Here is a 9,145-nt window from a genome sequence, read left to right as displayed (position 1 = left end):
TTCGACATGGAGCGATCGAACGAAGGGGACCGTGGGTGATAGTTGTGAGGCCACACAGCATGCTCTCGATTCCAAGATGAACGGTCGGACGGAGCGAGTGCGCCTCAGAGGTCTCCTGATGAAGGAGACCTCTGAGGAGGCTCCATTACTCTAGGCGTTGCACGGGCGGGCAATTGATAACGAAGTGGCTATCACCGAAAGCTGTTCCGTTCGGGCCGGTGATCAGTCCATCTTGCGCATAAGTCAGTATCTGAAACTCTTCCCTCAATTGTTGGCGATAGTCATTCTTGACGCTATCTGGAGTCCACTCATAGAGCTGACCATTCCACATGGGGCTGTAGTCTGTGGCGATGGTTGGGATGCCGCCGAAGGTATTGTTTGGCCGATGGTCATCCAGTAGTGCTGCATCGAGCCCTTGCCTCTTTGGATTGGTGCATCCTCTTGGCCCGTTCGTCGCGATGAAAATGCGCTCCACTGGACTGCTGAAGCTATCATCACCGCCTGTGTGAAGATGTGCCATCAATGGCGCATAGGTATTCCCTTCGATTGCTGCTACTGCCGGCACGCTCGCGTCCAGCGAAATGTACCAAAGCGGGCGTCCGAAGCTAAAGCCATTCACCAACTGCAGGGTGACCGTCTGGTTATAAGGATCGATGGCGAGGACCTGATCGTGCACCTTGGTGTGGTCCACGTGGCCGTTCGGGAAATCGATCTGATTCGGTTGGTTTCCGAACGCCACAATCGACGCGTTGTAGATGATTCCTCCCGCATTTCTCACTTGGACAAGGGGACTGTAGTTCGCATCACCCACCGCTCCTGGTTTGGCAACAGAAGGGGGATAAGGGTTCGCTTCCGATCCCGGGACCAGCTCCCGATGCGGCGCAAAGTTCACCTTGCCAGCGTCGAAAATCAGATCGCCGTTGTCATCGAAGTTTGCGGTGCGGGCTCCCGGACCTGCATTGGTCAGCTTGGCTGAGAAATTCAGGCCCAGTTGGGTCGCGACTTCCTGATCGTCTACATCCGTAAGAACGTACCAGACTGGCACGTGACCCTTCTTCATGTACCCCTCATACAGAGGCAAAGTCAGCGTACCGTTTGTGATGTCAACCTGTCCGGACTGCAGCAACTGATAGGGTCCTACTAGACTGGGGTTGCTGGCCGACGGCGGCGGCCCGAAGTACGACAGTGGCACGCTGGCTCCGGTGGACCCGGGAGCCGGGAAGAGATTACATCCGGGCCCGTCTCCCAGCGGACCTGCTGACGGGCCATCACCACCGACCGGCAGGCCATCGGTCGTGGCCGCTGGCGTCGGTGCGGCAGCCTTTGCAGCGGCCAGTATCTCAGGGGTGGCCTTGGAGCTTGGCATTCTTGAGATCTTGTCGCCTGTAATCCGTTCAGTCGGTCTAGTTGGTGTGCGCATTTGGGCGTTCCCGTGCATGCCTGCCGACAGGCAGCCGAGCGCGATGGTTGCGGAATTAAAAATGAGTTTTCGCATATACCGTTGTTCCTTATCGACGGGGCTAGGAAGGTGTGAGTCGACGGCGGGAACGTGAGAGTCCCCTCAGCCACTCCACATCTTGGTCATTGATGGAGAGTCATAGGACGGTGGGGATACAGTTTCGCTGAAAGTGTGTGCCGCAACCTGGAGGTCAGAGCAAGGCGCTGGCCGCGGCCAGCACGAAGTCGACGACAGTGGAGGGCGAGGAAATCTGGGGAGCGTGATCTACATCGTGCGAACGGACCACCGAGCCCATACGATCGGCCACGAAACGTTGTGTTTTCGGGCTGAACATGCGATCGTCCTCGGCTAACAAAAACCATGACGGTGTCGTTCTCCATGCTGGCGTCTGTATCGCCTCGCCGAGACACTTAATCGCTATCGCTCTTTGTGTGGCTGTCATGATTGCGCTTTGCTCCGGCGTGGCCCGGTGAGCGACCGCGTTTCTCATTCCCTCCTCCGACATCCACAACAGGCCATGGCGGTCGGGCTCCAGATGGGGCGCCTTTTCGTGTGGAGGCTCTCGAAAGAACAGGTCTCCGACTGTTTCTCCTTCTGCAGGTGGCATGGCTGCCACATAGGCCAGGCCTCGAATGCGGCTGTCATGTTCGAGGGCGGTTATGACTCCACCAGAGTAGGAGTGAGACACGAGCAGGATGGGGCCCGCACCAGCCCTTTCCAGGGCCATTCTCAGAGCAGCCACATCGTCGGACAAAGAGGTCATTGGGATCTGGGCGGATATAACCTTCAAACCCGCCTCCAGTAGCGGACCTATGACCGCAGACCACGACGTTGCATCCGCCCATGCGGCATGCACTAGAACAACTGTAGCGTTGGAAGGATATTTGTTCATTGGTCTCGTCTGGCTGAGTCAGCCGGCAGGCGGTAAAGGAACACACCGGGATCTGAGAGATCGGCATGGAGCCGTTTCGGGTAACCGGGCAGATCACACTCTGACTCACTGGCGCGTTACGATGGAGCATACGAACGCCGAGAGATCAGGAAAAGCGAGAAGTTCTAAGACGATCGGTGAGAGTATCTAAACTATGCTTCTCAACAACCTGAGTCTGGACAGCCTTCGCACGTTAGTGGTGGCCCAAGACCTCGGCGGTTTTGGCCGTGCGGCGGAGCGCCTCGGGCGCACGCCCTCGGCTATCAGTTTGCAGATGAAGCGGCTGCAGGAAGAGGTTGGAGTGCCGCTCTTTCAGAAGCAGGGCCGCAAGACGGTCCTCACGGAACAGGGAGAGATTGCTCTCCGATACGCCCGGAGAGTGCTGGAACTGAATGACGAGATGATCGATACGCTTCGCGGATCGTCCCTCTCGGGTGGCATCCGAATCGGCTTCGGCCAGGATTTCGTGGCGACGATTCTGCCTCTGGTACTCGCACGATTCGGTGCGCTCTATCCTCTTGTGAAGCTTGAGGCGACGGTGGACCTCGGGCAGGTATTGATACAAAAGATCGAAACCGGCGATCTCGACCTTGCATTGACCTTGGGGGGCGCACAGAAGAAGAGCGCTCACCTGTTGAGCGAGCTGCCCTTGCACTGGATCGCAAGCCCCAGCTTCAAGGATCGTCCACAGCAGCCGCTACCGATGGCTCTCTTCAGCCCTCCGTGCGGATGCCAAACACCAGGGCTGGAAGCGCTGGAAAGTGCTGGCCGTCCTTGGCGCGTTGCGATGACGAGCCCGAGCCTGACCGGCATATGGGCTGCTGTGAGTGCGGGACTAGGGCTGACCACGCGAGCCGAGCTCGGACTGCCGGCGAACGTGCAGACCATCGAACTGGACCTGCCGCCACTGGGAAATATCTCGGTCGTTCTTCATCGTCGACGCCACCTTCGGACTCCCAATGCTCTGCGATTCGCGGAGATTACAGAGGAGTTAGTGGCTGCGTATCTGCGCTCCCAAGGGCGAGAGGCCGCCTAGTGGCGTAAATACTGGCCCGGGTGATGAGTCGCCCGCTCTATGGAGTCGAAGCTGCGCCGGCGCCCGGGTGAGTTCACGCGAGCGTGCCCGCTCTGACGAGTACGAGGGCAGCCGACGTATTCGTCAAGATTTCTCAATTACCACGTAAAGACTTCGAACTTGTCTGAGTAGGAACTCAGCCCTACAGTTGCGAATGACTGTCCCGATGGCGGCATAAGCACTAAGTCACGGTCGTCAATGCCTCGACCATCAAAGCGGACTCCTGCTGGGCTGCTGTCTTCGACACTCCGTGGTGTCGTGACTTGAGGCTGGGAACTCCAGTTCTCCCGCCACTCCTGACGGGATCCGGACCATAAGCAGTGGAACGATCTGAGAGGCCACGAAACATGAATGAGCCCGACAAGGAGATCAGTGCAGTAGCCGAGGCTGCATCACCTCCACGTCCTACCTTGTCGAACGCGGATCTTGCGTTTCGTGGCGATCTAGCGTTTCCCCGGTTGAGTGAGGACATCCTCGAGAGACTCCGGCCCTATGGACAGGAGGAGTCTGTCCCGCCGGACACTTGCCTGTACTCGTATGGTGATCGAGATACAGACATGCTCATTGTTCTTTCAGGCGAGATTGAGAGCCGATTGCCCGTGGAGGGTGGTGGGTGGAAGCTCTTCCGCCTGCTGGGTGCTGGTGAGTTTACTGGCGAGTTGAACCTTTTGAACTCGCAAAGGTCCGTGGCAGAAGCACGAGCGACCAGGACGACTCATCTTCTGCGAATCTCCCGCAAGAACCTACGCACACTGATGCGTGCCGAGGGCGATATCGCCAATATCGTAGTAGCCGCTTGCATATGGCGCCGCATTGGCATCACGGGCGATCCTTCCACCGGGGTCGTCCTTCGAGGGCTCGAGAGTGATCCGGACTTGCTCGACCTCCGTCGCTTCCTGATTCGCAATTACTACCCGCATCGGATCGAGACCATGCAAACACCCGTTGCGCTTGGGGCGGGTGCCGCTCGGGCGCAGACGCCGGCGGTCCAACTGCTCGACGGTCGTCTGTTGGTTCGCCCGAACATAACCCATCTCGCCGATGAACTTGGGATTACCGAGTGTCCTGAACCCCACACGATCTATGACCTCGCGGTCGTCGGAGCTGGTCCTGCGGGGCTTGCGGCGGCCGTGTATGCGGCTTCCGAAGGCCTGGCGACGATCGTGATCGAGGGAACTGCTCCCGGAGGGCAAGCAGGTACCAGCTCGAAAATAGAGAACTATCTCGGATTTCCAACTGGGATATCAGGGGCGCAACTGGCCAGCCGAGGGCACCTTCAGTCTCTTAAGTTCGGTGTTCAGTTCGCCATCTCCAGGGACGTTGTCAGTGCGGCACAAGCGGGTGGCATGCATCGACTGACGCTTGCTGGCGGTGCGGCTGTTTGCGCGCGTTCTGTTGTGATCGCAAGCGGAGCGCGATACAGGCGACTGAATGTGAAGAGCCACGTCGAGTTCGAAAACAGGGGACTCTACTACGCCGCGACTGCAATGGAGTCTCTACTATGTCGTGAGGCAGAGATCATCGTCGTCGGAGGAGGGAACTCGGCCGGACAGGCTTCGGTCTTCCTTTCGGGATTTGCAAAGCACGTCCACCACATCATCCGTGGTACTTCTCTCGCGAACTCCATGTCGAAATATCTGATCGCGCGGATCGAGGGCTCACCACACATCACGCTCTACGCGGATAGTGAGATAGTCGGGCTCGAAGGTGAGAGCACCCTTGAGGTGGTTACCTGGCAAAACCGCAAAACTGGCGAGTCCATGAGAAAGCGCATCTCCAGGGTCTTTGTCATGATCGGAGCGGAGCCAAACTCCGGGTGGCTGTACGGCACAGTCAAGCTCGATGCCAAGGGTTTTGTTCCCACGGGCGGGAGCATTGGGTTCGACAGCACACCGTATGCCACCAATGTTGCCGGCCTCTATGCTGTCGGAGACGTGAGAGCATCTTCGGTGAAGCGAGTCGCATCCGCCGTGGGCGAAGGCTCGGTCGTGATCTCGGACATTCACCGATATCTCGCTCAGAAAAGCTCTACTCTGCCGGACCAGGCGAGAGCCATATAAAAGGGTAGACCATCGGAACGAAGGCAATCTGTACGCTGCTTGCGCATCATCCCGCCTGTTCCGATCGCGAGGGCGAAGAATCAGCGTGCCCGCGAATAGAAGCAGTGTCTGAGCCGCACATAACCAGACTCATCGATCAGGCGAGTGGACCTGGTCCTGTCGCAGTCGAGTGTGTTGGCGGAAGTCAGTAATAAGAAACATCATCAACTTATAGGAAGGTAGATAACGACGTGACCTACTCAGCAGCGTCTACAGAACGCGAAAGCTCCTCACAGGCTATGCCGCCTCTCCTAAGTGTTATGACATCGGCAGAACATATTCTGCTGCGCTACGGACTTGTCTTGATCCTGCTCTGGATCGGCGGCATGAAATTCACCCCGTATGAAGCTCATGGGATCATGGGCTTGGAAGCCAACAGCCCGTTTCTGCGGCCCTTGTTAACCGCACTCGGCGTTCAGGGGTTGGCAAATGTCATCGGTGTCACTGAGATCACGACGGCTGTCTTCCTAGTGGCAGGACGGCTGTTTCCACGGCTCGGGCTGATTGGCAGTCTGATCGCGATCTTGACGTTTGTGACGACACTGAGCTTTCTCGTAACCACGCCGGGCTGGGAGCCAAGCCTAGGCGGCTTTCCCGCGCTTTCAGGAGCGGTTGGGCAGTTTCTGATCAAGGATGTCGTGCTGTTGGGGGCTGCGGTCTATACGGCGCGTGAGAGCCTTGCCTCCTTGGCCACGCGGCAACTACGGTAGAAGCGAATAGCTACGAAGTTCAGCGCTGAGCGGTTCTCTGGCTTGCGTTTCATCCGCTGATCGGTATCACACAATATGCAGGCATCTCGTCAGCACCTCCGCCAGTCAGGTCGCCTGCGCTTCCTGACCCCGTTCGTGGTTCCAGCCGTGCCTTGAAGATGCTGGCAGCGAGTATGTCTGGCACTGCAATCGCCACACGTTTTGCTCCTGGCTGGCGAGGGCTGGAGCGAGCATCAAGGAGATTCAGGAGGCTGCTGGCCACAAGACGATCACAATGTCGGCTCGGTATAGCCATCTGTCTCCAGCGCATCGGCTGTCAATGGTGGAGCGGATCGCGTCTGGCGCGAAGTAGGCAGTTGCTTCTTGATGCATTCCCCGGATGTTGAGATGAACTGCCGAGGTTCAGGAGTCGGGTTCAAGGCTCTACGACCGCGAAGCGCGCGGATGCGCGGCCTTGACGCCGATCCGACCTCGGCTAAGTTCCGGAAGTCCGGGGAATGTCACTCTCTGCAATCCATTGCAGATCAGAGCGCTCACAACGCCATTCGGCTACTTCGTAGAAACGAACAGCCATCAGAACAGCCACAAATGAAAATGACCTCTCGCATCGGAAAGGTCATTTTCGCTATAAGTTCCTTGTAATCTTGGTGCCGGGAGGGGGGGTCGAACCCCCACGAGGTTGCCCTCGGCGGATTTTGAGTCCGCTGCGTCTGCCAGTTCCGCCATCCCGGCCCGGGCTGCTGAGGCGTTGTGTGCCCGCTGGTAGCGGCACCGCCTGCTGTGCCATTCGCAGTCTCGCACACGGCTCCTCGAGCGGCAAGCAGGGTCAGGAGGCCGGGTCTCCTACGGGAAACACCAGGTACTGCTCGAGCTTGCCATCCGGCTCCTCGTAGGTCGTCACCATGAGTACGCAGTCGGCAAACTGCACGCGGTAGGCCCGGAAGATCATTCCGCCGCGAGGCGATTCGCTCACCTGGCGAAAGCTGCGCGGCGAGCCAAGCGGCGCCAGGCTCTGCTGAAAATCCTGCACCGCCTCGGGCGTGAAGTAGTCGTTGCACAGCTTGGTCAATCCACTGCGGTCCAGTTCGCCATGCTGCAGTCCGGTGAGAACCCGCTCTGCGCGTGCGGTGGCCGCGTCACTTGCCGCGCTGCTCGCCGTGCCGCTGTCAAGCACTACCGGCGCGAGTGCGCGCGCGATGGTCGATGCAGCGCTCGATGCGTCAATGTTGGTCAGCACCGTCACAGCGGCTTTGCTATCCGGGTAAACTGTGTTCTGCGAAACAAAGCCGGACACCTCGCCGCTGTGCGAGATCACGCGCTGGCCATTGCGCTCGCCCACCTGCACTCCCAATCCGTAACCGGTGCCGGCACCATTTTTCAGCTTCACCTCCGTGAACATCGCGTTGTACGACGCCGGCTTGAGCAGCGAACGATCCATCACGCTGATGTTCCAGAGAGCGAGATCGTGCGGCGACATCGCCAGTTCGCCAGCGGCGAACATCCAGCCTGAGCCCTCAAGCGGCGCTGGCCGCAGGGGCCCCAGCGCATGCTGGTAGTAGCCGGTCGGGTCGGTCGGCGGCAGGTGGCTGGCATCCTGATCGAGCACGCCCGTCATGCCGAGCCGGTCGAAGATGCGTGCGCGCAACTGTGCGACGAGCGGCTGGCCGCCCGCGATCTCGGCGATTCGCCCGGCGATCACGTAATTTGTGTTCGAGTACTGCCACTGTGTCCCGGGATCGAAGTCGAGCGCCTTCGTGCCCCAGACGTCCAGGATGTGATCGGCCGTGGTCGGCGGCATCATGCTGGTCATCACGTAGTCTTCGGGCCAGAAGTCCTGGTAACCCGCGGTCATCGAGAGCAGCTCGCGGATGGTCACCTCGTTTGCGCGCGCCAGCCGCGGCAGATACTTCGCCACCGGATCGTCGAGCCTCAGCTTGCCGTCTTCTGCCAGCAGCAGGATCAGCGCCGCCGTGAACTGCTTGCTCACCGAGCCCACGGAGTACTGCATCTGCGGCGTTGCGGGCAGCGTGGGCTCCAGCCGCGCCTTTCCATACGCATGCAGGTAGACAATCTGGCCGTTGCGCACGAGGCCGATTGAGGCGCTTGGAATCCCGGTCGTGGCAAGCACCGACGCAACGGCCTGGTCCGCGCGGGCCGCCGCTGCAGGATCGAGGGTCGAAGCCGATTGAGCGAACAGAGCAGGGGAGACGAGCAGCGGGAGACCAGCCAGCAGGCGAAGCGCACAGTGCATGACAGGAGCGTACGCAACCGCGCGCCCGCAGGGAAGCCGTTGGCATTCCGCCCGGCTCACGCGATACTGAAACGTTCGTGTTCGGACGGAGGAGCGGCATGGCAATCACAGACGGCATGGCCAAGGTGCTCGAAGGCTTTCTGCAGTTCAGCACTGAGGTCTACCCGGAGCACCGGGAGCTCTTCGATTCGCTCAGGAATCAGCAGAACCCACAGGTGCTCTTCATCACCTGCGCAGACAGCCGCATCGACCCCTCGCTGATCACCCGTGCTGATCCCGGCGACCTCTTTATCTGCCGCAACATCGGCAACATCGTGCCAGCCTATGGCGAGATGATGGGTGGCGTTTCGGCTGTGGTCGAATACGCCGTCACAGCACTCAAGGTGACCGACATCCTGGTCTGCGGGCACAGCGACTGCGGCGCGATGAAGGCGCTTCGGGATCCCGAAGCAGCTCGTCTGTCGACGATGCCCACGGTCCAGAGCTGGCTGCGCAACGCCCATGCCGCCCTGAGTGTGGTCCGCGCAAAGTACCCGGAGGCGGAGGGGGACCAGCTCACCCACCTGCTGGTCGAGCAGAATGTGCTGCTCCAACTCCAGCATCTGGGTACCCACCCCCCC

At 59.5% G+C, this 9,145-nt stretch carries 7 protein-coding genes, 1 tRNA gene and 1 pseudogene; 5 read left to right on the top strand and 4 right to left on the bottom strand.

Annotated elements, in window-relative coordinates; genetic code table 11:
- Positions 1 to 145: 145 nt before the first annotated feature.
- Both AC5IJH_RS17965 and AC5IJH_RS17960 read right to left on the bottom strand, forming a co-directional pair.
- Complete coding sequence (locus AC5IJH_RS17965) at positions 146 to 1,495, bottom strand: DUF7482 domain-containing protein (RefSeq protein WP_491904202.1); 1,350 nt, start codon at positions 1,493 to 1,495, stop codon at positions 146 to 148.
- A 154-nt stretch (positions 1,496 to 1,649) separates the two neighbouring features.
- Positions 1,650 to 2,351 carry an alpha/beta fold hydrolase gene (locus AC5IJH_RS17960; RefSeq protein WP_491904201.1) on the bottom strand — a complete coding sequence of 234 codons (702 nt, stop codon included), beginning with the start codon at positions 2,349 to 2,351 and terminating at the stop codon, positions 1,650 to 1,652.
- Positions 2,352 to 2,544: 193 nt separating this feature from the next.
- Between AC5IJH_RS17960 and AC5IJH_RS17955 the strand changes: the two genes are divergently transcribed.
- The 4 genes and pseudogenes from AC5IJH_RS17955 to AC5IJH_RS17940 all read left to right on the top strand — a co-directional run.
- Entirely contained in the window at positions 2,545 to 3,426 is an 882-nt protein-coding gene (locus tag AC5IJH_RS17955; protein ID WP_491904200.1) for a LysR substrate-binding domain-containing protein, read from the top strand.
- A 386-nt stretch (positions 3,427 to 3,812) separates the two neighbouring features.
- On the top strand, positions 3,813 to 5,525 hold the full coding sequence (locus AC5IJH_RS17950) for an FAD-dependent oxidoreductase (protein WP_491904199.1): 1,713 nt from the start codon (positions 3,813 to 3,815) through the stop codon (positions 5,523 to 5,525).
- A gap of 299 nt (positions 5,526 to 5,824) precedes the next feature.
- On the top strand, positions 5,825 to 6,274 hold the full coding sequence (locus tag AC5IJH_RS17945; RefSeq protein WP_491904198.1) for a YkgB family protein: 450 nt from the start codon (positions 5,825 to 5,827) through the stop codon (positions 6,272 to 6,274).
- Between the two features lie 169 nt (positions 6,275 to 6,443).
- Positions 6,444 to 6,626: pseudogene (locus AC5IJH_RS17940) on the top strand (tyrosine-type recombinase/integrase); the annotation flags it as partial.
- A gap of 293 nt (positions 6,627 to 6,919) precedes the next feature.
- Here the strand turns inward: AC5IJH_RS17940 and AC5IJH_RS17935 are convergent.
- Both AC5IJH_RS17935 and AC5IJH_RS17930 read right to left on the bottom strand, forming a co-directional pair.
- Positions 6,920 to 7,006 (bottom strand) — tRNA-Leu (locus tag AC5IJH_RS17935).
- A 94-nt stretch (positions 7,007 to 7,100) separates the two neighbouring features.
- Positions 7,101 to 8,525, bottom strand: coding sequence for a serine hydrolase domain-containing protein (locus AC5IJH_RS17930; RefSeq protein WP_491904197.1), 1,425 nt, complete (start codon positions 8,523 to 8,525; stop codon positions 7,101 to 7,103).
- A 98-nt stretch (positions 8,526 to 8,623) separates the two neighbouring features.
- On the opposite strand from AC5IJH_RS17930, the gene AC5IJH_RS17925 reads away from it, so the two are divergent.
- A partial coding sequence (locus tag AC5IJH_RS17925) for a carbonic anhydrase (RefSeq protein WP_491904196.1) occupies positions 8,624 to 9,145 on the top strand: 522 nt, incomplete at its 3' end.

The sequence above is a fragment of the Candidatus Dedyshia acidiphila genome, assembly GCF_051025295.1.
GTDB lineage: Bacteria > Acidobacteriota > Terriglobia > Terriglobales > Acidobacteriaceae > KBS-83.
Note: the sequence above shows the minus strand (reverse complement) of the source record. Positions and strands in the feature narration are given on the sequence as shown.

Excerpts from the sequence above, each read along its gene's own strand:
- AC5IJH_RS17965 (WP_491904202.1), bottom strand. The coding sequence starts at position 1,495 with ATGCGAAAACTCATTTTTAATTCCGCAACCATCGCGCTCGGCTGCCTG.
- AC5IJH_RS17960 (WP_491904201.1), bottom strand. The coding sequence starts at position 2,351 with ATGAACAAATATCCTTCCAACGCTACAGTTGTTCTAGTGCATGCCGCA.
- AC5IJH_RS17955 (WP_491904200.1), top strand. The coding sequence starts at position 2,545 with ATGCTTCTCAACAACCTGAGTCTGGACAGCCTTCGCACGTTAGTGGTG.
- AC5IJH_RS17950 (WP_491904199.1), top strand. The coding sequence starts at position 3,813 with ATGAATGAGCCCGACAAGGAGATCAGTGCAGTAGCCGAGGCTGCATCA.
- AC5IJH_RS17945 (WP_491904198.1), top strand. The coding sequence starts at position 5,825 with ATGACATCGGCAGAACATATTCTGCTGCGCTACGGACTTGTCTTGATC.
- AC5IJH_RS17930 (WP_491904197.1), bottom strand. The coding sequence starts at position 8,525 with ATGCACTGTGCGCTTCGCCTGCTGGCTGGTCTCCCGCTGCTCGTCTCC.